The sequence below is a fragment of the Streptomyces sp. NPDC021224 genome (assembly GCF_044332905.1).
Lineage (GTDB): Bacteria > Actinomycetota > Actinomycetes > Streptomycetales > Streptomycetaceae > Actinacidiphila.
This window is the reverse complement of record NZ_JBIRPW010000001.1, coordinates 583,885-607,263: the sequence shown is the minus strand read 5'-3', so window position 1 is coordinate 607,263 and position 23,379 is coordinate 583,885. Positions and strand designations below refer to the sequence as shown.

The window sequence follows — 23,379 nt, the reverse complement described above, 5'->3', positions numbered from 1 at the left end:
CGGACGGGGGGATCCGGCCTTGGAAGAGCGAATACCGCTCGGCGAAGCCGTCGACGCCGACCTGCTCGCGCGCCATGTGGCCGGTGAGCCGGACGCCTTCGGCGAGCTGGTCCGCCGGCACCGGGACCGGCTGTGGGCGGTCGCCCTGCGCACCCTGGGCGACCGCGAGGAGGCGGCGGACGCCGTGCAGGACGCGTTGGTGTCGGCCTTTCGCTCCGCTCACACCTTCCGTGGTCAGGCGGCGGTCACGACATGGCTGCACCGCATCACGGTGAACGCCTGTCTGGACCGGGTCCGGCGGGCGGCGTCCCGGCGGACCGCCACGATGGCCGACGAGGACAGCTTCGAGGCACATCTCGAACCACACGAATCCGCGGAGGCCCCCGCCGAACGCGAGGAGCTGCACCGCGAGCTGCTGGAGGCGCTGGCCACGCTGCCCGCCGAACAGCGCGCCGCACTCGTCCTGGTCGACATGCAGGGCTATCCGGTGGCCGAGGCCGCCGCCGTGCTGGCCGTGCCCGAGGGCACGGTGAAGAGCAGATGCGCGCGGGGCCGCGCCCGGCTGCTGCCGCTCCTGACCCATCTCCGGGCGGGCGGAGCGGATCGTACGGGCAGCGGCCCCGGCAGGCAGAGGAACCGGTCGGCGGAACCATCCGTCCCACCGGCAGGAACGGAACAGGGCGGAGGTGACCCCCGATGACATCGCGCACGGACCAGAACGCGCACCCCGACGTCGTCGAGATCGCCGACCTCGCCGAGGGCATCCTGCCGGTCGAGCGGGCCAGCGAGGTCCGCGCGCACATCAACTCCTGCGCCGATTGCGCGGACGTGCTGGCGTCGCTCCAGGAGGTCAGCGGACTTCTCGCAGAGCTGCCGGTCCCCGAGGCACCCGAGCCGATGCCGGCGGACGTGGCCGCACGTATCGACGCGGCACTCGCTGCCGAGCCGCTGCCGACGAGCGAGCACGCGGATGTTCCACGTGAAACACCGCGGCCCGGGCCCGGCGCAATCCGCCCCGCTGTTCCACGTGGAACATCGGCCCCTGCCGGCCGCCCGTCGGCATCCACCCGCCCGTCGGCGCCCATCGGCTCCGGGCGGGCCAGTCAGCGCGGACGCCGCCTGCTGCTGACCGCCGCCGGAGCCGCCGCGGTCCTCATGCTGGGCGGGCTCACGTACGAGCTGGCATCGCACAGCGGCTCCGGGGGTATGCAGAAGGACAGCGTCTCCTCGGCCAAGGGCTCGTCCGGGGACGACGCCGCGCCGGACACGGTGGCGATCGATGTGGCGCGGCTCCTCAGCAGTCCAGGAAGCTCCTCGATGGGCGGCCCGGCGAAATCCCCGATGCTGGGCGAGAGCGGGGACACCGTCGTCGCCGCGCCCAACGGCACCGTGACGTCCGTCCCCTCCTGCGTACTCAAGGCCACGCAGCGCACCGACAAGCCACTGGCCGCCGAGCGGAAGCTCTACGAGGGCGTCGAGTCCTTCGTCGTCATCCTCCCCGGCACGGACAGCAGCACGGTGGAGGCGTACGTGCTGACGGCGTCGTGCACTGCCGAGACTCCGGCCCGGGTGCTCTTCGAGAGCAGCTACCCGCGGGGCTGACACCCTGCTGGGCACTTGCGCCGGTGCGCCTGGAGCGCTGCGCTGCCGCGGGAATGCCCGCCCCGTAGGATCCGTTAGGCACGACGAGAGTCCAGCCAGAACCGGACCCCCACCGCAGTCCGCAGAGACGAGGAAGACACCCGTGAGCGACGTCCGTAACGTGATCATCATCGGCTCGGGGCCCGCGGGCTACACCGCGGCGCTGTACACGGCACGCGCCTCCCTCAGCCCGCTGGTCTTCGAGGGCTCGGTCACCGCGGGCGGTGCGCTGATGAACACCACCGAGGTGGAGAACTTCCCCGGCTTCCGTGACGGCATCATCGGCCCCGACCTCATGGACAACATGAGGGCCCAGGCCGAGCGCTTCGGCGCCGAGCTGGTCCCGGACGACGTGGTCGCCGTCGACCTGTCGGGTGACATCAAGACGGTCACCGACTCGGCGGGCACCGTCCACCGGGCGAAGGCCGTGATCGTCGCCACCGGGTCGCAGCACCGCAAGCTCAACCTGCCCAACGAGGACCAGCTCTCCGGCCGTGGCGTCTCCTGGTGTGCCACCTGTGACGGCTTCTTCTTCCGCGAGCACGACATCGCGGTCATCGGCGGCGGCGATACCGCGATGGAGGAGGCCACCTTCCTCTCCCGGTTCGCCAAGTCCGTCAAGATCGTGCACCGGCGGGACACCCTGCGGGCGTCCAAGGCGATGCAGGAGCGGGCCTTCGCCGACCCGAAGATCTCCTTCGTGTGGGACAGCGAGGTCGCCGAGATCCACGGCGACGGCAAGCTCTCCAGCCTGACGCTGCGCAACACCAAGACCGGCGAGACCTCCGAGCTGCCGGTCACCGGGCTCTTCATCGCGATCGGCCACGACCCGCGGACGGAACTCTTCAAGGGCGTCCTCGACCTGGATGCCGAGGGCTACCTCAAGGTCCAGTCGCCCACCACCCGCACCAGCATCCCGGGGGTCTTCGCCGCCGGGGACGTCGTGGACCACTCCTACCGCCAGGCGATCACCGCGGCCGGCACCGGATGTTCCGCCGCCCTGGACGCCGAGCGCTACCTGGCGGCCCTCAGCGACGCCGAGCAGCCCGCCTGAACCCTTCACCCCGCATCCCATCGAACCTGAGGAGACTGCCGTGGCCGGCAAGCCCATCCACGTGACTGACGACACCTTCGCCGACGAGGTCCTGAACAGCGACAAGCCTGTTCTGGTCGACTTCTGGGCCGAGTGGTGCGGCCCGTGCCGCCAGATCGCCCCGTCGCTGGAGTCCATCGCCGCGGAGCACCCGGACGAGATCACCATCGTCAAGCTCAACATCGACGAGAACCCCGTCACCGCGGCCAAGTACGGCGTGATGTCGATCCCGACGCTCAACGTCTACAAGGGCGGCGAGGTCGTGAAGACGATCGTCGGCGCCAAGCCCAAGGCCGCGCTGCTGCGTGACCTGTCGGACTTCATCAGCTGAGTCCGCGACTGTTCCACGTGGAACATGAAGGGCCGGCTCCCCTCCTGGGAGCCGGCCCTTTTCGCTGTGCCGCGGCGCCTGACGGCCCGTACGGGCCACAGCGGATGCTCAGAGCGGCCGGAGTGCGGGCTCCTTCTGTACGGCGCCCAGCAGCCGGTCGATGGCCATCTCGACGTCTTCCTTCCAGGAGATCGTCGAGCGCAGTTCCAGCCGCAGCCGCGGATAGCGCGGGTGGTGCCGGACCGTCTTGAAGCCGACGGCGAGCAAATGGTCCGCGGGCAGCACGCAGGAGGGCGAGGACCATGTCGCGTCGCCGAAGGCCTCGATCGCTTTGAAGCCCCGACGCACCAGATCCTTGGCGACGGTCTGTACGAGCACCCGCCCGATGCCCTGCCCTTGGTAGCCGGGCAGCACCCGGGCGGTCATCAGCTGCACGGCGTCCGGCGACACCGGGCTGGTGGGGAAGGCGGTGGACCGGGGGACGTAGGCGGCGGGGGCGTAGAGCACAAAGCCCGCCGGCATCTCGTCGACATAGACGACCCGGCCGCAGGATCCCCACTCCAGCAGGACGGCGGAGATCCAGGCCTCCTTCTCCAGCTCGGGCTTACCGGCCTGGACGGCGGCCTCGCCGCTCACGGGGTCGAGTTCCCAGAAGACACAGCGTCTGCAGGGTCTGGGGAGATCGGGAAGGTTGTCCAGCGTGAGCGGTACCAGCCGACGCCCCATGTGCCACAGACCCCATTTCTGTCGCTACCAACGGCGGTGGGGTGGCACCCCGGCGGCAGTTCCGGGGTGCCACGGTGTCACTCGTCGTCGTCCTCGGCTCCGTCGTCGAGCGGGCTCTCCAGGACCTTGCCCTCGCCCGGCGCCATGGTGCCGAGAATGCGCTCCAGATCCTCCATCGACGCGAACTCCACGACGATCTTTCCGCGCTTCTGCCCCAGATCGACCTTCACCCGGGTGTCGAAGCGATCGGACAGCCGGGTCGCGAGATGTGTGAGCGCGGGGGACACCCGGCGGCCTGCCCGCGGCGCCGCGGTCTTCTTCGCCGTCCGCGGCTCGCTGTTCATCAGCTTCACGATCTCTTCGACCGTGCGGACCGACAGCTCCTCCGCCACGATCCGGAGCGCCAGCCGGTCCTGCTCCTCGGAGTCATCCAGCGCCAGCAGCGCGCGGGCGTGCCCGAAGGAGATCACGCCCGCGGCCACCCGGCGCTGCACCGGAGCTGGCAGCTTCAGAAGCCGCAGCGTGTTGGAGACCTGCGAGCGCGACCGTCCGATCCGGTCGGCGAGCTGCTCATGCGTGCAGGCGAAGTCCCGCAGCAACTGGTCGTAGGCGGCCGCCTCTTCCAGCGGGTTGAGCTGAGCCCGGTGCAGGTTCTCCAGCAGGGCGTCGAGAAGCAGTTTCTCGTCGTCCGTGGCCCGGACGATCGCCGGGATCCGCTCCAGCCCCGCCTCACGGCAGGCACGCCAGCGGCGCTCGCCCATGATGAGCTCGAAGCGGTCCGCGCCGATCTGCCGCACCACCACGGGCTGGAGGAGGCCGACCTCCTTGATCGAGGTGATCAGCTCGTTGAGCGCGTCCTCGTCGAACACCTCCCGCGGCTGGCGCGGGTTGGGGGTGATCGCGTCGAGCTCCAGCTCGGCGAAGTAGGCACCGCTCACCGGAACCCGGGCGGCGGAGAGATCGGGCTCTGTTTCACGTGAAACAGGGATGTCCACCGCGGGCGGCGCGTCGGCGGACCGGCGGTCCACCAGCCCGGCCACCTTGGCGGCCGCGACCCCGCGGTCCGGCACCATCACCGGAGCAGCTCCCGCCGCCGGACTGGTCGGCTGCGGCGCTGCCGGGATGAGCGCGCCGAGACCGCGCCCAAGTCCTCTGCGTCGATCACTCACTGGATGCCCTCCGACATGCTGTGCGGGTGCTGCTCATGATGCTGGTCGTCCTGCGGCTGGTACTCCACGGTGAGACCTCCCGGCAGACCGCGCAGCGCCATCTCCCGCGCAGCCTCCAGATAGGACAGGGCGCCGCTGGAGCCCGGGTCGTAGGTGAGGACGGTCTGGCCGTAGCTGGGCGCCTCGGAGATGCGTACCGATCGCGGGATGCTGGTGCGCAGCACTTCCTTCCCGAAGTGGGTACGCACCTCCTCGGCGACCTGGGACGCCAGGCGGGTCCTGCCGTCGTACATCGTCAGCAGGATCGTGGAGACATGCAGCTTCGGGTTCAGATGGGCCCGGACGAGGTCCACGTTCTTCAGCAGCTGTCCGAGGCCCTCCAGCGCGTAATACTCGCACTGGATCGGGATGACCACCTCGGCGCCGGCCACCAGGGCGTTGACGGTGAGGAGGCCGAGCGAGGGCGGGCAGTCGATCAGGACGTAGTCCAGCGGCTGCTCGTAGGCCTCGATGGCGCGCTGGAGCCGGCTCTCCCGCGCGACCAGCGAGACGAGTTCGATCTCGGCACCGGCCAGGTCGATCGTGGCGGGCGCGCAGAAGAGCCCCTCCACATCGGCCACCGGCACCACCACATCGGACAGCGGTTTGCTCTCCACCAGCACGTCGTAGATCGACGGCACTTCGGCGTGATGGTCGATGCCGAGCGCGGTGGATGCGTTGCCCTGCGGGTCGAGGTCGATAACGAGGACACGGGCGCCGTGCAGAGCCAGCGAAGCCGCCAGGTTCACCGTGGTCGTGGTCTTTCCGACCCCGCCCTTCTGGTTGGCGACCACCATGACGCGGGTCTGCGCCGGTCGCGGCAGCCCCTCGCCCGTGCGGTTCATCGCCTCGACGGCCATCTGGGCAGCGCGGCCGATCGGGGTGTCATCCATAGGAGGCAATGTTTCACGTGAAACATCGCTCCCGAAGCCCGGGGGCGTGGAAAGTGATCCCCCGGCTGATTCAGCAGTGCGGGGGCCGGGGACCGGGTCGGCCATCGGCCCCGCGATGTTGGCGTCGGACCGCAATGACTCACTCTCCTCGACGTCAGGCTCGCGATAAGAAGAGCCTGCCATGCCTGAGGGGTGCTGAACCAGCGAGCCCCGGCCGCCTGTGGACAAATCCCGGTTATCCACAGCCGAATTGGTCTTGGTCGGTTTGTTGGCGCGCGCCTCGGCCGCGGCCCGACCGCGGCTGAGGACTCCTGGAAGCAGTGAGCGACGTTTCACGTGAAACACGATGCGCCGCACCGCGCCGGTATTGCGGCAGACACTCCGAATTGTGCCGCTTTGGCCGTTTCGGTCGGCACATTCGGCCCGCGTCGGCTGTCCTGCTCAGCATCGGGCGGACAGGCGGACAGGCGGATGGTCCGCGCCGCGGAGCCCCACCCGGCTTCAGCGGCGGCGGCGTCCCGCGCTGCCTCCGGTACGCGGCGCCCGGCTGGCCCGCGCGGCCTTGGCCCGGCGCGTGGCCGCCCGTACGCCACCCGGGCTCTCGCCCACCAGAACACGCACCACGGTGGACTGCGGGTCCACGACACCCTCGCCCACCTGGACCACCGAGGCGCCCACCGCGCCGAGCTTGCCGAGCGCCGCCCGCGCCGCCTTCAGCTCCTCCTCGGCGGTGTCGCCCTTGAGTACCGCCATCTCCCCGTGCGGCCTCAGCAGCGGCAGCCCCCACCCGGCGAGCCGCTCCAGCGGGGCCACCGCCCGCGCGGTCACCACGTCCACCGGCGGCAGCTTGCCGACCATCTCCTCAGCCCGGCCGCGGACCACCGTGACGTTCTCCAGCCCGAGCAGCCGTGCCGCCTCCTCCAGGAAGGTGGTCCGGCGCAGCAGCGGCTCCAGCAGCGTGATGTCCAGGTCGGGGCGGGCCAGCGCCAGCGGAATGCCGGGGAGGCCGGCACCGGAGCCGACGTCGCACACCGACACGCCCTGCTCGATCACCTCGGAGAGCACCGCGCAGTTCAGCAGGTGCCGCTCCCAGAGCCGCGGCACCTCACGCGGACCGATGAGGCCACGGTGCACCCCGGCGTCCGCCAGCAGCTCGGCATAGCGCACGGCGTCGGCGAACCGGTCGCCGAACACTGCCCCGGCCTGCTCCGGCGGCGCGGGAAGCTCCGCTGCTGCCTCCGTCACGGGACTTTCCTTTCGTCGGTTCTCGTGGTCGGTTGTCGTGTCGATCGTCACGTTCGGGTTCGTCCAGCCTGACAAGATTCGGCCCCGCCTGCGAGCAGACGGGGCCGAATGATCATGGGCGGCAGCCGGTCGTCAGACCGGCAGGACGACCACCCGGCGCTGGGGCTCCTCGCCCTCGGACTCGCTGCGCAGTCCGGCGGCGGCCACCGCGTCGTGGACGACCTTGCGCTCGAAGGGGGTCATCGGGTCGAGCTTCACCGGCTCACCGGTCTCCTTCGCCTCGGCGGCGGCCTCCGCGCCCAGCCGCGCCAGCTCGGCGCGCTTGCGGGCCCGGAAGCCCGCGATGTCCAGCATCAGGCGGCTGCGCTCGCCGGTCTCGCGGTGCACCGCGAGCCGGGTGAGCTCCTGGAGCGCCTCCAGCACCTCGCCGTCCCGCCCGACGAGCTTGGTCAGCTCGCGGGCGGAGCCGTCGCCGATGATCGACACCGAAGCCCGCTCGCCCTCGACATCCATGTCGATGTCACCGTCGAGGTCGGCGATGTCCAGCAGCCCCTCCAGGTAGTCCGCCGCGATCTCGCCCTCCTGCTCGAGGCGGGTCAGCGTCGCGGACGAGCCGCTGTCGGTTGCCGTGCCGGTGTTGACGTCGCTCACGCCTGGACTCTCCTCTTACTTCTTCTTCGACGTGGTCGGCTTGGCCTTGGCTCCGGGCTGCTTGCCCGTGGAGCCGCCCTTCTGACCGCCACCCTTCTGACCGCCGGCCTTGGGGGCTCCGGCACGGGGCGCACCGGCGCGCGGCGCACCCGCCCGCGGAGCTCCGCCGTTGCCGGACTTGGGCTTGCTGCCGCCACCGGAGGCCTGGGAGGACCCGGAGCCGGCGGAGTCCGCGGTGTCGCCGTCGACGGTCTTGGCGCTACCGCCCTCGTCCTGGTCCTGGCCGCCGGAGCCGCCCGCACGAGAGGCGCCGGGGCCCGTACCGCCACCGGTGGCACCGGTGTGCCGCTTGGCCTTGGTCTGCCGCTTGGGCTGGGTGCGGTTCGCCCGGGCGACCTCGACGGCCTCCTTGGCGGCGACCTCCTCCGGCGGCTCCACGAGCTTGCCCTTGGCACGCAGCCGCTCCTGGCGCTGCTTGAAGGCCAGGCTGCCCGGGGTGGGGTTGCGGTAGATCACGAACATCTGCTGGCCCATGGTCCACACGTTGGTGGTCAGCCAGTAGATGAGGACACCGACGGGGAAGTTGATACCCATCACGGCGAAGATGAGCGGGAAGACGTACATCAGCATCTTCTGCTGCTGCATGAACGGCGTCTTGACCGTCATGTCGACGTTCTTCGTCATCAGCTGGCGCTGGGTGAAGAACTGCGAGGCCGACATCATCACGATCATGATGATGGTGACGACACGCACATCGGCGAGCGTCGCACCGAGGCTCTCGACCTTGGAGGAGCTGTCCAGGAACTTCGCGGCCAGCGGGGCACCGAAGATGTGGGCGTTCTGCGCGCTGTTGACGAGGTTGTGGTGGATCACACCGACCTCGTTGCCCTTCGCGATGTTGCTCAGCACGTGGTAGAGCGCGAAGAAGAACGGCGACTGCGCCAGAATCGGCAGGCACGAGGAGAGCGGGTTGGTGCCCGTCTCCTTGTACAGCTTCATCATCTCTTCGGACTGCTTCTGGCGGTCGTTCTTGTACCGCTCCTGGATCGCCTTCATCTTCGGCTGGAGCGCCTGCATGTTCCGCGTCGACTTGATCTGCTTCACGAAGAGCGGGATCAGGCAGATGCGGATCAGGACCACCAGCGAGACGATGGACAGACCCCACGCCCAGCCGCTGTCCTTGTCGAAGATCAGGCTGTAGAACGAGTGGAACTGGACGATGATCCACGACACTGCGTCGTATAGGGGGTTCAGGATCCCCACGGTCAGGCTCCTTGGGCGTGAGAGGGTCCGGTGGGCTCGGGCGTGACGGGCCCGTCGGAGCCGCCCCGCAGTGCGCGGCGCAGCAGTTGGTGCCATGGCGGCCGCTTACGCGGCGGTACATGATCCACACCGCCGGGCGACCAGGGGTTGCACCGGAGGATGCGCCACGCGGTCAGGGCGGTGCCCTTGATCGCACCATGCCGATCGATCGCGGTGTACCCGTAGTGCGAGCACGACGGGTAGTACCGGCACACCGGGCCGAGCAGCGGACTGATCGTCCACTGGTACAGCTTGATCAGTGCCAGCAGCGGGTATTTCATCGAGCCACCCTCCCCTCGGCGTCGCCATGGGTGTCACGGCCCAGCAGCCGCTTCAGTGCGGCGTCCAGGTCGAGGGCCAGCTGTGCATGGTCCGCGTTCCCGGCGTCGGGAAGCGCGCGTACCACTACCAGGCTACCGGGGGGAAGCAGAGACAGACGTTCCCGTACGAGATGCCGGAGCTTGCGCTTGACCCGATTCCGCTGTACGGCATCGCCGACCGCCTTGCTTACGACGAAACCCGCACGTGCCGGGGGAGTGCTCTCCCCCGGCACATGCGGGTGGGTGGCGTCGCGACGCAGATGGACGACCAGCAGCGGGCGGCCCGCCCGGCGTCCACGGCGTACGGCCGCAGCGAAATCCTGGCGCCGCCTCAGCCGATTCTCGGTGGGCAGCACGACATCAGGCCTGAGGCAATCAGGCGGACAGGCGCGCGCGGCCCTTGGCGCGGCGGGTCGCGAGGATGGCGCGACCGGCACGGGTACGCATCCGCAGGCGGAAGCCGTGGGTCTTGGCACGACGACGGTTGTTCGGCTGGAAAGTGCGCTTGCTCACTCAGGGGCTCCAGGAGAGTCTCGGATCCGGCGGGGCGTCGCCTGGCTGTCACCGTGCGCCCACGAAAAGCTCGCGGACCAAACGGGTCACCGCTTGACGACCGCCCGGCAGTACGAATACACCGGAGGATCCTCGCCTATCGGTAGGCAGGCGGCAGCAGCCATCGACAACTCGACCTCGATACGGTACGTGCGGCTAGGCCATCCGGTCAAACCCGGCGGTGCGCGCCCGCCATTTGTACACACCCTGTGGACAACGACTTGAACCGTGCACGCCGCGCTGATTACCGTGGCTGAACTCCGTACTCTTCCCGCCCCTGTCGCGATCCACACGTCCGCGGGAGTCCACGCACCCCCAGTTAGTTCAGCAACCCGAGAGAGCGTGCCCTGTGGCTGACGTAAGCGCCGATCTTGCCGCAGTGTGGCCCCGGGTCCTGCAGAAGCTGCTGGTGAGCGGGGAGGACCTGAAGCCGGTGCACGCCGAGTGGCTGCGCCGTATCCAGCCGCTGGCGCTGGTGGCCGGCACCGCGGTGCTGTCGGCGCCGAACGAGTACGCCAAGAAAATCCTGGAGGGGCAGCAGCTCAAGCAGCTCATCACGGACGTGCTCAGTCATGAGTTCGGTCACACCGTGGGGATCGCCATCGCCGTCGCGTCCGGCGGCGAGCAGGAGCAGCCCGCCCCGCCGCCCGCGCCCTCCCCCGAGCGGCAGCGGCCGGCAGAGGACCCGTACGACGACGTCCCCCGCCCGCGGCACTCCTACCAGGACCCGCCCGGCGGCGGCAGCGACGACTGGACGCCGCGCACCCCCGCGGGCGAGAGCTGGCAGCAGCCGGGGCTCGGCACCTGGGGCACCTCCGGCGGCGGCTTCCCGGACCGCAGGCCCGACGACTACTCCGGCCACCGCGACCCGCGCCCCGACCCCTCCGGGCCCTACCGTCCCGAGCGCTCCGACGGCTACCCCTCCGTTCCGCACCAGGCGCTGCCCCCGGACCGGGGCCCGTACCCCCCCGCGACCGGCGGCGGCTACCCGCCGCAGCAGCACCCCGCCTCCGATTCCCGCGGCGACCGCCCCGGGCCCGGCCCGGCGGGCGGCCACGGCGGCGGTCCGGGCGGACCCGGCCACGGGCCCGGTCACGGCGGCGGCCACAGCGGCGGCCCCGGATCGGGCGGTGCGAGCGGCGGGTCGGTGGAGCCGACCGCGCGGCTGAACCCGAAGTACCTCTTCGACACCTTCGTCATCGGCGCCTCCAACCGCTTCGCGCATGCCGCCGCCGTCGCGGTGGCCGAGGCGCCGGCCAAGGCGTACAACCCGCTCTTCATCTACGGCGAGTCGGGTCTGGGCAAGACGCACCTGCTGCACGCGATCGGACACTACGCGCGGAGCCTCTACCCGGGCACCCGGGTCAGGTACGTCAGCTCGGAGGAGTTCACCAACGAGTTCATCAACTCCATCCGGGACGGCAAGGCGGACGCGTTCCGCAAGAGATACCGGGACATGGACATCCTGCTCGTCGATGACATCCAGTTCCTGGCGCAGAAGGAGTCGACGCAGGAGGAGTTCTTCCACACCTTCAACACGCTGCACAACGCGAACAAGCAGATCGTGCTGTCCTCGGACCGGCCGCCCAAGCAGCTGGTCACCCTGGAGGACCGGCTGCGCAACCGCTTCGAGTGGGGCCTGATCACCGACGTCCAGCCGCCCGAGCTGGAGACGCGGATCGCGATCCTGCGCAAGAAGGCGGTGCAGGAGCAGCTGAACGCGCCGCCGGAGGTGCTGGAGTTCATCGCCTCGCGGATCTCCCGCAACATCCGCGAGCTGGAGGGCGCGCTGATCCGCGTCACGGCCTTCGCGAGCCTCAACCGGCAGCCGGTGGACCTCCAGCTCACCGAGATCGTGCTCAAGGACCTGATCCCGGGCGGCGAGGACTCGGTGCCGGAGATCAGCGGCAACGCGATCATGGCGGAGACGGCGGCCTACTTCGGGCTCGCGGTGGACGACCTGTCCGGCTCCTCCCGCAGCCGGGTGCTGGTCACCGCGCGGCAGATCGCGATGTACCTGTGCCGGGAGCTGACGGACCTGTCGCTGCCGAAGATCGGCGCGCTGTTCGGCGGCCGCGACCACACCACGGTGATGCACGCCGACCGCAAGATCCGCTCGCTGATGGCCGAGCGGCGGTCGATCTACAACCAGGTGACCGAGCTCACCAACCGCATCAAGAGCTGAGCCGCGGGCGCACGTCCCGCCCCCCACGTTCGTCCCGCCGCGCGCGTTCCGCGCCCTCGCACGCCCCGCGCCCTGTTCGAATCCCCGACGCCGCGGTCCTGTTGTCCACAGGATCGCGGCGTTTTTGTCGTCCACACCCTGGGGACACCGGAGTTGTCCCGATACCCTCCACAGGTCCGGCCGCCGTGCGGCCGTCCGGGCAGCTCAGCCGGTTGGGGAAATGTGGGTAACCGTCGTCCACAGACTGTGGACAGCGCGGTCGTCCACAGCACCCCCCGACCGGTTGTCCACCGCTCGCCCACAGGATGCGGTCGGTTGTGCACAGCAGAAGGCCACTTCTCCACATCTCTGTCCACTGTTCGGCAACGAAATCCGGTCTGTCCCCCGGAAGAGTGAAAGCCGTCACACCAACGTGGTGGGTTGGCCTGGGGAGAACCTGGGTATTCCTGGGGATGCAGCTGGGGACAACCCCCATCGGCCTGTGCACGAGGTGTGCACAACTTTCCGCCGTCCACAGCGGACCCCGGTTGCCCACAGGCTCCACCCACAGGCTCTGGGGATAAAAAACGCGGCCTGACCTGCGCAGGAACCGGTTATCCACGGTATCCACACCCCCTACTACTACGACTACACGTAGAGAGCGGGGAAAGCGTTTCGAAGCCGGTCCTGTGCACAACTCGCCGGTCGTCGTCCGCCCGCCCGTGTCGCCGCTTGACGGCAAGCAGCAACGAGTGACAGTCCCCTGCGGCAGACTGTTCCCCGACAGTCGGCAACAAGCAGGAGGCGGTTCCGGTGAAGATCCGGGTGGAGCGCGACGTACTCGCCGAGGCAGTGGCTTGGGCAGCCCGCAGCCTCCCGGCCCGTCCCCCGGTGCCGGTCCTCGCGGGCCTGCTGCTCAAGGCCGAGGACGGGCAGCTGAGCCTGTCCGGCTTCGACTACGAGGTCTCGGCCCGGGTCGCCGTCGAGGCCGAGGTGGACGAGGAGGGCACCGTCCTGGTGTCCGGCCGGCTGCTCGCCGACATCTCCCGGGCGCTGCCCAACCGCCCGGTGGAGATCTCGACCGACGGCGTCCGCGTCACCGTGGTCTGCGGCAGCTCGCGCTTCACGCTGCACACACTGCCTGTGGAGGAATACCCGGCGCTGCCCGCCATGCCGACGGCGTCCGGCACCGTGCCCGGTGAGGTCTTCGCCGCCGCCGCCAGCCAGGTCGCCATCGCCGCCGGGCGCGACGACACGCTGCCGGTGCTGACCGGCGTCCGGATCGAGATCGAGGGCGACACGGTGACGCTGGCCGCCACCGACCGCTACCGCTTCGCCGTCCGCGAGTTCCTGTGGAAGCCGGAGCAGGCCGACATCTCCGCCGTCGCCCTGGTGCCCGCCAAGACGCTGCAGGACATCGCCAAGTCGCTCACCAGCGGCGACACCGTCTCGATCGCGCTGGCCGGCTCCGGAGCCGGGGAGGGCCTGATCGGCTTCGAGGGCGCCGGCCGCCGGACGACGACCCGGCTGCTGGAGGGCGACCTGCCGAAGTACCGCACGCTCTTCCCCACGGAGTTCGCCTCCGTCGCGGTGATCGAGACGGCGCCCTTCGTCGAGGCCGTCAAGCGCGTGGCCCTGGTCGCCGAGCGCAACACCCCGGTGCGGCTGAGCTTCGAGCAGGGCGTGCTGACCCTGGAGGCCGGTTCCAGCGAGGATGCACAGGCTGTGGAAAGGGTCGACGCCAAGCTGGAGGGCGACGACATCTCGATCGCCTTCAACCCGACCTTCCTGCTCGACGGCCTGAGCGCCATCGACTCCCCGGCCGCCCAGCTGTCCTTCACCACGTCCACCAAGCCCGCGCTGCTCAGCGGCCGCCCGGCGGTCGACGCCGAGGCGGACGAGGCGTACAAGTACCTGATCATGCCGGTGCGGCTGTCCGGCTGAGCCCGCCCGCAGGGGGCATACGGACCGACGTAGGCTCGTCCTCAGGTCAGGTTCAGCGTCAGACGGCCGCGGACGGCGCCGGTGCGCGTTCCGGGGGTCCGCGAGGCTTCGAAACGAAGGAAGTGTGATGGAGCTCGGTCTCATCGGTCTCGGCAAGATGGGCGGCAACATGCGCGAGCGCATCCGCCGCGCAGGGCACACCGTCATCGGCTACGACCGCAACCCCGATCTCGCCGATGTCCACAGCCTCAAGGAGCTTGTGGACAGCCTGCAGGCGCCGCGCGTGGTGTGGGTCATGGTGCCGGCCGGCGCCGCGACCCAGGCGACCATCGACGAGCTGGGCGAGCTGCTCTCCCCCGGCGACCTGGTCGTCGACGGCGGCAACTCGCGCTGGACGGACGACGAGAAGCACGCCGAGCAGCTGGCCGCCAAGGGCATCGGCTTCGTCGACTGCGGTGTCTCCGGCGGCGTCTGGGGCCTGGCGAACGGCTATGCGCTGATGTACGGCGGCAAGGCCGAGGACATCGCCAAGGCGCAGCCGATCTTCGACGCGCTCAAGCCCGAGGGCGACAGCGGCGCGGTGCACGCCGGCAAGGTCGGCGCGGGGCATTTCGCGAAGATGGTCCACAACGGCATCGAGTACGCGATGATGCAGGCCTACGCCGAGGGCTGGGAGCTGCTGGAGGCCGTGGACTCGGTCACCGACGTCCGCGAGGTCTTCCGCTCCTGGAAGTCCGGTACGGTCATCCGCTCGTGGCTGCTCGACCTGGCCGTGGACGCCCTCGACAAGGACGAGCACCTGAAGAAGCTGCGCGGTCACGCCGACGACTCCGGTGAGGGACGCTGGACGGTGGAGGCCGCGATCGACAACGCGGTGCCGCTGCCGGCGATCACCGCCTCGCTTTTCGCGCGGTTCGCCTCCCGCCAGGAGGACTCGCCGCAGATGAAGATGATCGCCGCGCTCCGCAACGAGTTCGGCGGCCACGCGGTCACCGCCGCGGAGTAAGCCGCGGGTGCGGGCCGTCCGGCGGCCCGCACCGCACCGCACAGCACAGCAAGGAGGTCGGCGCGGCCGCGCGCCAAGCACGCGATGCACGTAGCGCACCTGTCGCTCGCCGACTTCCGCTCCTACGCCCGGGCCGAGGTCCCTCTCGACCCGGGCGTCACGGCGTTCGTGGGCCCCAACGGGCAGGGCAAGACCAACCTGGTCGAGGCGGTCGGCTACCTCGCGACGCTGGGCAGCCACCGGGTCGCCGCCGACGCCCCGCTGGTGCGCATCGGCGCCGAGCGCGCGGTGGTGCGGGCCCAGGTCGTGCAGGGCGGCGGCCCCGGCCCGCTCGGCGGCGACGCGGCCGAGCGCCGCCAGCTGCTCGAACTGGAGATCAACCCCGGCCGCGCCAACCGCGCCCGGATCAACCGCTCCTCCCAGGTTCGCCCGCGCGACCTGCTGGGCATCGTGCGCAGCGTGCTCTTCGCGCCCGAGGACCTGGCGCTGGTCAAGGGCGATCCGGGGGAGCGGCGGCGCTTCCTGGACGAGCTGATCACCGCACGGGCGCCGCGCCTGGCGGGGGTGCGCAGCGACTTCGACCGGGTGCTCAAGCAGCGCAACACGCTGCTGAAGACCGCCGCGCTGGCCCGACGGCACGGCAGCAAGGGCCCGGGGGGACCTCCCGCGACGAAGTCTGCGGGGGACCTGTCCACCCTCGACGTGTGGGACCAGCATCTTGCGGGCGCGGGCGCGGAGCTGCTGGCGCACCGGCTGGACCTGGTCGCGGCCCTCCAGCCGCTGGTGGACAAGGCGTACGAGCAGCTCGCGCCGGGCGGCGGGCCGGTGGGCCTGGACTACCGCGGTTCGATCGGCGACGAGGCGATGGCCGGCGCGAGCGGCCGCGACGAGCTGCGCGAGCGGCTGCTGGAGGCGCTGACGCAGGCCCGGCGGCAGGAGATCGAGCGCGGTGTGACGCTGGTCGGCCCGCACCGCGACGACCTGCTGCTCAAGCTCGGCCCGATGCCCGCGAAGGGCTACGCGAGCCACGGCGAGTCCTGGTCGTACGCGCTGGCGCTGCGGCTGGCCTCCTACGAGCTGCTGTGCGCGGACGGCGACGAGCCGGTGCTGGTCCTCGACGACGTCTTCGCCGAGCTGGACGCCCGGCGCCGGGAGCGGCTCGCGGATCTCGTCTCGGGCGGCGAGCAGGTGCTGGTCACCGCGGCGGTGGACGACGACGTGCCCGGGGCGCTGCGCGGCGCGCGCTTCGCGGTGGAGAACGGGACGGTGGTGCGGCAGTGAGCGACGCCACTCCCGGCCTGCCCGGCACCCCGGGCCCACCGGGTCCGTCCGGCGCCCCGGACGCCTCCCCCGCCGTGCCCGGCCAGCAGCCCTCGGGTGTGGATCTGGCGCGGGTCGCGCTGCGTGCCGCGAAGGAGCAGGCCAGGGCCAGGGGTGCGGCGGCCGTGCAGAAGAAGCAGGCCAGGCGGGGCGGCCTGCGCAGCGGCGCGCACGCCGACGGGCGCGACCCGCTGCCGCTGGGCGCGGCGATCAACCGGCTGATCACCGAGCGCGGCTGGGAGGCGCCGGCCGCGGTCGGCGGGGTGATGGGCCGCTGGCCGCAGCTCGTCGGCCCCGACGTGGCGCAGCACTGCGCGCCCGAGCGTTACGACGAGGAGGCGCGCGTCCTCACCGTGGTGTGCGACTCCACGGCCTGGGCGACGCAGCTGCGGCTGCTGGCCCCGATGCTGGTGGCCCGGCTCAACACCGACCTCGGGCACGGCACGGTCAAGCTGCTGAAGGTCCAGGGCCCGGCGGGTCCCCCGCGCGGTTACAACGGGCGGCTGCGCGCGCCGGGCAGCCGCGGCCCGGGTGACACGTACGGCTGAGCCGGTTCCTCACGTGCCGGACGCCGTACGGGGAGCGCCCGACGCGCGCCCCCGTACCACCGCCGTACGCCCGTACGAGCCGGGCGGCGCCGCGGACCTTGCGCGTACCGCGATGAAAGCGCAGGTCAGAGGGCTCTGTCGGACCTGCGTGCGAGCCTGGTGAGAGGGCTGCGGGGATGCCGGGGGGAGAGCCTGCTGTGCGTAGCCGGGCCCTGACAGCCGGAAGCCCTGGACGCCCGCGTGAGCGGTTTTGGGGCCTGGTCCGCGTGGAGGGAGTCTCACGGCAGCGGTTTTGGGCGGCACATGGGAAGCGAGGTACCGGCAAAGCCCCATGAGGGTCGGCGCTACCGGTAGACTGGCTCCAACACCGCCCTCCCCTGGCCAAGCGGCAGGGGTACCCCAGCGGAACATGTCGAAGACGCAGCCGATCCCGCGCGTCGGGACCCGGCTCGTGCTGTGCCAGAAAGGGCGCTTCGTGGCCGATTCCGGCAACCCCAACGAGAATTCCAGCAAGTCCTACGACGCCAGCGCGATCACCGTGCTCGAAGGCCTGGACGCGGTGCGCAAGCGTCCTGGCATGTACATCGGGTCCACCGGCGAGCGCGGCCTGCACCACCTCGTGCAGGAGGTGGTGGACAACTCGGTCGACGAGGCGATGGCCGGGCACGCGGACACCATCGACGTCACGATCCTCGCCGACGGCGGGGTGCGCGTGGTGGACAACGGACGCGGTATCCCGGTCGGCATGGTTGCCTCCGAGGGCAAGCCGGCCGTCGAGGTCGTGCTGACCGTGCTGCACGCGGGCGGCAAGTTCGGCGGCGGCGGCTACGCGGTCTCCGGCGGTCTGCACGGCGTCGGCGTCTCCGTGGTCAACGCGCTGTCGACGCGCGTCGCGGTCGAGGTGCGCACCGACGGCTACCGCTGGACGCAGGACTACAAGCTCGGGGTGCCGACGGCGCCGCTGGCACGCAACGAGGCCGTCGAGGAGACGGGCACGTCGGTGACCTTCTGGGCCGACGGCGACATCTTCGAGACCACCGACTACTCCTTCGAGACGCTCTCGCGCCGCTTCCAGGAGATGGCCTTCCTCAACAAGGGCCTGCGCATCTCGCTGACCGACGAGCGCGCCGACCACGTGGACGAGGAGGGCAAGCCGCTCAGCGTCACGTACTTCTACGAGGGCGGCCTCGTCGACTACGTGACGTATCTCAACTCGCGCAAGGGCGAGCTGATCCACCCCACCGTCATCGACATCGAGGCGGAGGACAAGGAGCGGCTGCTGTCCGTCGAGGTGGCGATGCAGTGGAACAGCCAGTACAGCGAGGGCGTCTACAGCTTCGCCAACACCATCCACACGCATGAGGGCGGCACCCACGAGGAGGGCTTCCGCGCGGCGCTGACCAGCCTGGTCAACAAGTACGCGCGGGAGAAGAAGCTGCTGCGCGAGAAGGACGACAACCTCAACGGCGAGGACATCCGCGAGGGTCTGACCGCGATCATCTCGGTCAAGCTCGGCGAGCCGCAGTTCGAGGGCCAGACGAAGACCAAGCTGGGCAACACCGAGGCGAAGACCTTCGTGCAGAAGGTCGTCCACGAGCACCTCAGCGACTGGCTGGACCGCAACCCGGTGGAGGCCGCGGACATCGTCCGCAAGGCCATCCAGGCGGCGACGGCCCGGGTGGCGGCCCGTAAGGCGCGCGACCTGACCCGCCGCAAGGGCCTGCTGGAGTCCGCGTCGCTTCCCGGCAAGCTGAGCGACTGCCAGTCCAACGACCCGACGAAGTGCGAGATCTTCATCGTCGAGGGCGACTCGGCCGGTGGCTCCGCGAAGTCCGGCCGCAACCCGCAGTACCAGGCGATCCTGCCGATCCGCGGCAAGATCCTCAACGTCGAGAAGGCCAGGATCGACAAGATCCTGCAGAACCAGGAGATCCAGGCGCTGATCTCCGCCTTCGGCACCGGCGTGCACGAGGACTTCGACATCGCCAAGCTGCGGTATCACAAGATCATCCTGATGGCGGACGCCGACGTCGACGGCCAGCACATCAACACGCTGCTGCTGACCTTCCTCTTCCGCTTCATGCGCCCGCTGGTGGAGGCCGGACACGTCTACCTGTCCCGTCCGCCGCTGTACAAGATCAAGTGGGGCCGGGACGACTTCGAGTACGCCTACTCCGACCGCGAGCGCGACGCGCTGGTGGTCCTGGGCAAGCAGAACGGCAAGCGCGTCCGTGAGGACTCGATCCAGCGCTTCAAGGGTCTGGGCGAGATGAACGCGGAGGAGCTGCGCGTCACCACGATGGACATCGACCACCGTGTGCTCGGCCAGGTCACGCTGGACGACGCGGCGCAGGCCGACGACCTGTTCTCGGTCCTGATGGGCGAGGACGTGGAGGCCCGCCGCTCCTTCATCCAGCGCAACGCCAAGGACGTCCGGTTCCTGGACATCTGAGTCGGCCCCCTCATTGGCCGTGTGAAAGGACTATCTGACAGCGATGGCCGACGACCAGACCCCCCCGAACATGCCCCCCGTGCCCGACGTCCCCGACTCCGAGCGGGAACTGCGCAACGAGGCCGGCGGCCTGCGCGTCGAGCCCGTCGGGCTCGAGACCGAGATGCAGCGCAGCTATCTCGACTACGCGATGTCCGTCATCGTCTCGCGTGCGCTGCCGGACGTGCGGGACGGCCTCAAGCCGGTGCACCGCCGGGTGCTGTACGCGATGTACGACGGCGGCTACCGGCCGGAGAAGGGCTTCTACAAGTGCGCCCGCGTCGTCGGCGACGTCATGGGCACCTACCACCCGCACGGCGACTCCTCGATCTACGACGCGCTGGTCCGCCTCGCGCAGCCGTGGTCGATGCGGATGCCGCTCGTCGACTCCAACGGCAACTTCGGCTCGCCCGGCAACGACCCGGCCGCCGCCATGCGGTACACCGAGTGCCGCATGATGCCGCTGTCGATGGAGATGGTCCGGGACATCGACGAGGAGACCGTCGACCTCCAGGACAACTACGACGGCCGCAACCAGGAGCCGACGGTCCTGCCGTCCCGCTTCCCGAACCTGCTGATCAACGGCTCGGCCGGCATCGCGGTCGGTATGGCCACCAACATCCCGCCGCACAACCTGCGCGAGGTCGCCGACGGCGCCCAGTGGTGCCTGGCCAACCCGGACGCCGGACCGGAGGAGCTGCTGGAAGCGCTCATGGAGCGCATCAAGGGCCCTGACTTCCCGACCGGCGCGCTCGTCGTCGGCCGCAAGGGCATCGAGGACGCGTACCGCACCGGCCGCGGCTCGATCACCATGCGGGCGGTCGTCGAGGTCGAGGAGATCCAGAACCGGCAGTGCCTGGTCGTCACCGAACTGCCGTACCAGGTCAACCCCGACAACCTGGCGCAGAAGATCGCCGACCTCGTCAAGGACGGCCGGATCGGCGGCATCGCCGACGTCCGCGACGAGACGTCGTCGCGCACCGGCCAGCGGCTGGTCATCGTCCTGAAGCGGGACGCGGTCGCCAAGGTCGTGCTGAACAACCTGTACAAGCACACCGACCTGCAGACCAACTTCGGCGCCAACATGCTGGCCCTGGTCGACGGGGTGCCGCGCACGCTGTCGCTGGACGCCTTCATCCGGCACTGGGTCACCCACCAGGTCGAGGTCATCGTCCGGCGCACCCGCTTCCGCCTGCGCAAGGCCGAGGAGCGCGCCCACATCCTGCGCGGCCTGCTCAAGGCGCTGGACGCGATCGACGAGGTCATCGCGCTCATCCGGCGCAGCGACACGGTCGAGGTCGCGCGCGAGGGCCTGATGGGCCTGCTCGACATCGACGACATCCAGGCCAACGCGATCCTGGAGATGCAGCTGCGGCGGCTGGCCGCGCTGGAGCGGCAGAAGATCATCGCCGAGCACGACGAGCTCCAGGCGAAGATCAACGAGTACAACGCGATCCTCGCCTCGCCGCAGAAGCAGCGGCAGATCATCAGCGAGGAGCTGCAGGCCATCGTCGACAAGTACGGCGACGACCGGCGCAGCAAGCTCGTGCCCTTCGACGGTGACATGTCCATCGAGGACCTGATCGCCGAGGAGGACATCGTCGTCACGATCACCCGCGGCGGCTACGTCAAGCGCACCAAGACCGAGGACTACCGCTCGCAGAAGCGCGGCGGCAAGGGCGTGCGCGGCACGAAGCTCAAGCAGGACGACATCGTCGACCACTTCTTCGTCACCACCACTCACCAGTGGCTGCTGTTCTTCACCAACAAGGGCCGGGTCTACCGCGCCAAGGCCTACGAGCTGCCGGACGCCGGGCGGGACGCGCGCGGCCAGCACGTCGCCAACCTGCTGGCCTTCCAGCCGGACGAGCGGATCGCGCAGATCCTGGCCATCAAGGACTACGAGGCCGCGCCGTACCTGGTGCTCGCCACCAAGTCCGGCCTGGTGAAGAAGACCGCGCTCAAGGACTACGACTCCCCGCGGGCCGGCGGTGTCATCGCGATCAACCTGCGCGAGGCCGCCGAAGGGGCCGAGGGCGCCGAGGGCGGAACCCCCGACGAGCTGATCGGCGCCGAGCTGGTCTCGGCGGAGGACGACCTGCTGCTGGTCAGCCGGAAGGCCCAGTGCATCCGGTTCACCGCGTCGGACGATGCGCTGCGGCCGATGGGCCGGGCGACGTCCGGGGTCAAGGGCATGAGCTTCCGCGAGGGCGACGAGCTGCTGTCCATGAACGTGGTGCGGGCCGGGACGTACGTCTTCACCGCCACCGACGGCGGCTACGCCAAGCGCACCTCGGTCGACGAGTACCGGGTGCAGGGCCGCGGCGGCCTGGGCATCAAGGCCGCCAAGATCGTCGAGGACCGGGGCTCGCTGGTCGGCGCGCTCGTCGTCGAGGCCGGTGACCAGATCCTGGCCATCACGCTGAGCGGCGGGGTCATCCGGACGCGGGTCGACGAGGTCCGTGAAACCGGCCGTGACACCATGGGCGTCCAACTGATCAACCTCGGGAAACGCGATGCCGTGGTCGGTATCGCGCGTAACGCCGAAGCGGAGGATGATCCGGATGCGGCCGGTCCCGCCGTTATGGGCGAGGATGGGTCCGGACACGGAATCGAACATGTCGTGGCCGGCACCGGACAGGACGCCGGACAGGACGTTACGGCCGAGGGCGAAGCGCCCGCGGCCGGTGAGCCGGAGGAGTAAGCCGTGAGTGGAGCCACGGGCGCCGCAGGCGGGTCCGGGACGACCGGAGGTGCCCGTGGCTCGGCTGGCGGCCCTGACCAGGGGGGATACTCAGTGACGGGCACGCGTCAGCAGCCGGCCCAACCGCACCAGCCGCCGCAGGCCTACGCGCCTCCGCCGCCGGGTGCGCCGCCCGCCTCGCCGGGTACGCCCGGAGCGCCGGGCGGTCACAGCGGGCGGGGCGCGCAGGGCCGCTCCGGGGGGCGCGGCTCGGCGTCCTCCGCCGGAGTGCGCCGCCCGCGCCCCGCGGCCCGTACGGTGCCGCGCACGCGCAAGGCACGGCTGCGGATCGCCAAGGCCGACCCGTGGTCGGTGATGAAGGTCAGCTTCCTGCTGTCCATCGCGCTGGGCATCTGCACGATCGTGGCCGTCGCGGTGCTGTGGATGGTGCTCGACGCGATCGGCGTCTTCAGCACCGTCGGCTCGACCATCTCCGACGCCACCACGTCCGAGCAGGGCGGCAAGGGCGGCTTCGACCTGGTGTCCTTCCTGTCGCTGTCCCGCGTGATGCTCTTCACCACGGTGATCGCGGTCATCGACGTCGTGCTGGCCACCGCGCTGGCCACGCTGGGCTCCTTCATCTACAACCTGTCCGCGGGCTTCGTGGGCGGTGTGGAGCTGACGCTCGCCGAGGACGAGTAGCGCCGGGCGATACCGATTTTGGGACATGGCCAGGCGTGCGCTAATCTTTCGTTGCAGCGCGGGGCTATAGCTCAGACGGTTAGAGCGCTTCCCTGATAAGGAAGAGGCCCCAGGTTCAAGTCCTGGTAGCCCCACCGACGCGCGAAGGCCACGTACTCGATCGAGTACGTGGCCTTCGGCGTTTGTGCGCAGGTCGGCGCGGTGGGAGCGAGGGGGCGCGGCGCTTCGGGGGCGCAGGTCACCGTTCGGTATCGGCTGCTGTGTATAGTCGGGCGCGTCAGGAGCTGTTTCCACCATGCATGAAGGAGGAGGTCGGGCGATGAAGAAGTTTCTCCTGGTTGCACTGGCCGCCGTCGCCGGGCTGTTCGTCTACCGACAGATCCAGGCGGACCGCGCCGAGCAGGACCTGTGGACGGAAGCCACTGACTCGGTCCCGGCGGGTTCCGGCGCCAACGTGTGACGCCGCGGTGGGCCGCCGAGAGCCGGCACCACCGCCCCAGGTCCCGGCCGCAGTGACTGCGGCCGGGACCTTCGTTGTTGTGGGACCGTGACCGTTCCG

General features: G+C 70.2%; 21 protein-coding genes, 1 tRNA gene and 1 pseudogene. 14 read left to right on the top strand and 9 right to left on the bottom strand.

What is annotated here, in order from left to right:
• The first annotated feature begins 19 nt into the window (after positions 1-19).
• The 4 genes from sigM to trxA all read left to right on the top strand — a co-directional run bounded on the left by sigM (position 20) and on the right by trxA (position 3,065).
• Complete coding sequence (gene sigM, locus ACH4PY_RS02695) at positions 20-700, top strand: RNA polymerase sigma factor SigM (RefSeq protein ID WP_398175146.1); 681 nt, start codon at positions 20-22, stop codon at positions 698-700.
• Positions 697-1,602, top strand: a complete 906-nt coding sequence (locus ACH4PY_RS02690) for an anti-sigma factor family protein (RefSeq protein ID WP_398175144.1) — start codon at positions 697-699, stop codon at positions 1,600-1,602. The genes sigM and ACH4PY_RS02690 overlap by 4 nt, the downstream gene beginning before the upstream one ends.
• Before the next feature lie 142 nt (positions 1,603-1,744).
• Positions 1,745-2,695, top strand: coding sequence for a thioredoxin-disulfide reductase (gene trxB / locus ACH4PY_RS02685; protein WP_398175142.1), 951 nt, complete (start codon positions 1,745-1,747; stop codon positions 2,693-2,695).
• Positions 2,696-2,735: 40 nt separating this feature from the next.
• On the top strand, positions 2,736-3,065 hold the full coding sequence (gene trxA, locus ACH4PY_RS02680) for a thioredoxin (RefSeq protein ID WP_398175140.1): 330 nt from the start codon (positions 2,736-2,738) through the stop codon (positions 3,063-3,065).
• Positions 3,066-3,173: 108 nt separating this feature from the next.
• Here trxA and ACH4PY_RS02675 read toward each other — a convergent pair whose 3' ends face one another.
• The 9 genes from ACH4PY_RS02675 to rpmH form a co-directional block, all read right to left on the bottom strand.
• On the bottom strand, positions 3,174-3,791 hold the full coding sequence (locus tag ACH4PY_RS02675; RefSeq protein WP_398175138.1) for a GNAT family N-acetyltransferase: 618 nt from the start codon (positions 3,789-3,791) through the stop codon (positions 3,174-3,176).
• 77 nt (positions 3,792-3,868) lie between these two features.
• Entirely contained in the window at positions 3,869-4,960 is a 1,092-nt protein-coding gene (locus tag ACH4PY_RS02670) for a ParB/RepB/Spo0J family partition protein (RefSeq protein WP_398175136.1), read from the bottom strand.
• On the bottom strand, positions 4,957-6,075 hold the full coding sequence (locus tag ACH4PY_RS02665) for a ParA family protein (protein WP_398176042.1): 1,119 nt from the start codon (positions 6,073-6,075) through the stop codon (positions 4,957-4,959). Before ACH4PY_RS02665 ends, ACH4PY_RS02670 begins: the two co-directional genes overlap by 4 nt.
• Positions 6,076-6,393: 318 nt before the next feature.
• Entirely contained in the window at positions 6,394-7,137 is a 744-nt protein-coding gene (gene rsmG / locus ACH4PY_RS02660; protein ID WP_398175134.1) for a 16S rRNA (guanine(527)-N(7))-methyltransferase RsmG, read from the bottom strand.
• Between the two features lie 132 nt (positions 7,138-7,269).
• The gene (locus tag ACH4PY_RS02655) at positions 7,270-7,788 is read right to left on the bottom strand and encodes a protein jag (protein WP_398175132.1); all 519 of its coding nucleotides are present in this window, start codon (positions 7,786-7,788) and stop codon (positions 7,270-7,272) included.
• A gap of 15 nt (positions 7,789-7,803) precedes the next feature.
• On the bottom strand, positions 7,804-9,051 hold the full coding sequence (yidC, locus tag ACH4PY_RS02650) for a membrane protein insertase YidC (protein ID WP_398175130.1): 1,248 nt from the start codon (positions 9,049-9,051) through the stop codon (positions 7,804-7,806).
• Positions 9,052-9,053: 2 nt separating this feature from the next.
• Complete coding sequence (gene yidD / locus ACH4PY_RS02645; protein WP_031512713.1) at positions 9,054-9,371, bottom strand: membrane protein insertion efficiency factor YidD; 318 nt, start codon at positions 9,369-9,371, stop codon at positions 9,054-9,056.
• Entirely contained in the window at positions 9,368-9,766 is a 399-nt protein-coding gene (gene rnpA / locus ACH4PY_RS02640) for a ribonuclease P protein component (protein ID WP_398175127.1), read from the bottom strand. The genes yidD and rnpA overlap by 4 nt, the downstream gene beginning before the upstream one ends.
• Before the next feature lie 19 nt (positions 9,767-9,785).
• On the bottom strand, positions 9,786-9,923 hold the full coding sequence (rpmH, locus tag ACH4PY_RS02635; RefSeq protein WP_030543677.1) for a 50S ribosomal protein L34: 138 nt from the start codon (positions 9,921-9,923) through the stop codon (positions 9,786-9,788).
• A gap of 388 nt (positions 9,924-10,311) precedes the next feature.
• On the opposite strand from rpmH, the gene dnaA reads away from it, so the two are divergent.
• From dnaA to ACH4PY_RS02585, 10 genes and pseudogenes are all read left to right on the top strand, one after another.
• Positions 10,312-12,147, top strand: coding sequence for a chromosomal replication initiator protein DnaA (dnaA, locus tag ACH4PY_RS02630; protein WP_398175125.1), 1,836 nt, complete (start codon positions 10,312-10,314; stop codon positions 12,145-12,147).
• Between the two features lie 792 nt (positions 12,148-12,939).
• Positions 12,940-14,070, top strand: a complete 1,131-nt coding sequence (gene dnaN / locus ACH4PY_RS02625) for a DNA polymerase III subunit beta (RefSeq protein ID WP_031512716.1) — start codon at positions 12,940-12,942, stop codon at positions 14,068-14,070.
• A 112-nt stretch (positions 14,071-14,182) separates the two neighbouring features.
• Positions 14,183-15,076 (top strand): annotated as a pseudogene (gene gnd / locus ACH4PY_RS02620) (phosphogluconate dehydrogenase (NAD(+)-dependent, decarboxylating)); the annotation flags it as partial.
• A gap of 84 nt (positions 15,077-15,160) precedes the next feature.
• Complete coding sequence (gene recF / locus ACH4PY_RS02615) at positions 15,161-16,357, top strand: DNA replication/repair protein RecF (RefSeq protein ID WP_398175122.1); 1,197 nt, start codon at positions 15,161-15,163, stop codon at positions 16,355-16,357.
• 74 nt (positions 16,358-16,431) lie between these two features.
• The gene (locus ACH4PY_RS02610) at positions 16,432-16,944 is read left to right on the top strand and encodes a DUF721 domain-containing protein (RefSeq protein WP_398176040.1); all 513 of its coding nucleotides are present in this window, start codon (positions 16,432-16,434) and stop codon (positions 16,942-16,944) included.
• Positions 16,945-17,395: 451 nt separating this feature from the next.
• Positions 17,396-19,396, top strand: coding sequence for a DNA topoisomerase (ATP-hydrolyzing) subunit B (gyrB, locus tag ACH4PY_RS02605; RefSeq protein ID WP_398176038.1), 2,001 nt, complete (start codon positions 17,396-17,398; stop codon positions 19,394-19,396).
• Between the two features lie 43 nt (positions 19,397-19,439).
• Positions 19,440-22,139, top strand: coding sequence for a DNA gyrase subunit A (gene gyrA, locus ACH4PY_RS02600; RefSeq protein WP_398175120.1), 2,700 nt, complete (start codon positions 19,440-19,442; stop codon positions 22,137-22,139).
• A 3-nt stretch (positions 22,140-22,142) separates the two neighbouring features.
• Entirely contained in the window at positions 22,143-22,820 is a 678-nt protein-coding gene (locus ACH4PY_RS02595; RefSeq protein ID WP_398175118.1) for a DUF3566 domain-containing protein, read from the top strand.
• A 60-nt stretch (positions 22,821-22,880) separates the two neighbouring features.
• A tRNA-Ile gene (locus ACH4PY_RS02590) sits at positions 22,881-22,954 on the top strand.
• A gap of 185 nt (positions 22,955-23,139) precedes the next feature.
• On the top strand, positions 23,140-23,280 hold the full coding sequence (locus ACH4PY_RS02585) for a DLW-39 family protein (RefSeq protein WP_199923322.1): 141 nt from the start codon (positions 23,140-23,142) through the stop codon (positions 23,278-23,280).
• The last annotated feature ends 99 nt before the right edge of the window (positions 23,281-23,379 follow it).

Excerpts from the sequence above, each read along its gene's own strand:
- ACH4PY_RS02690 (WP_398175144.1), top strand. The coding sequence starts at position 697 with ATGACATCGCGCACGGACCAGAACGCGCACCCCGACGTCGTCGAGATC.
- ACH4PY_RS02675 (WP_398175138.1), bottom strand. The coding sequence starts at position 3,791 with ATGGGGCGTCGGCTGGTACCGCTCACGCTGGACAACCTTCCCGATCTC.
- ACH4PY_RS02665 (WP_398176042.1), bottom strand. The coding sequence starts at position 6,075 with ATGGCAGGCTCTTCTTATCGCGAGCCTGACGTCGAGGAGAGTGAGTCA.
- yidD (WP_031512713.1), bottom strand. The coding sequence starts at position 9,371 with ATGAAATACCCGCTGCTGGCACTGATCAAGCTGTACCAGTGGACGATC.
- recF (WP_398175122.1), top strand. The coding sequence starts at position 15,161 with ATGCACGTAGCGCACCTGTCGCTCGCCGACTTCCGCTCCTACGCCCGG.
- gyrA (WP_398175120.1), top strand. The coding sequence starts at position 19,440 with ATGGCCGACGACCAGACCCCCCCGAACATGCCCCCCGTGCCCGACGTC.
- ACH4PY_RS02585 (WP_199923322.1), top strand. The coding sequence starts at position 23,140 with ATGAAGAAGTTTCTCCTGGTTGCACTGGCCGCCGTCGCCGGGCTGTTC.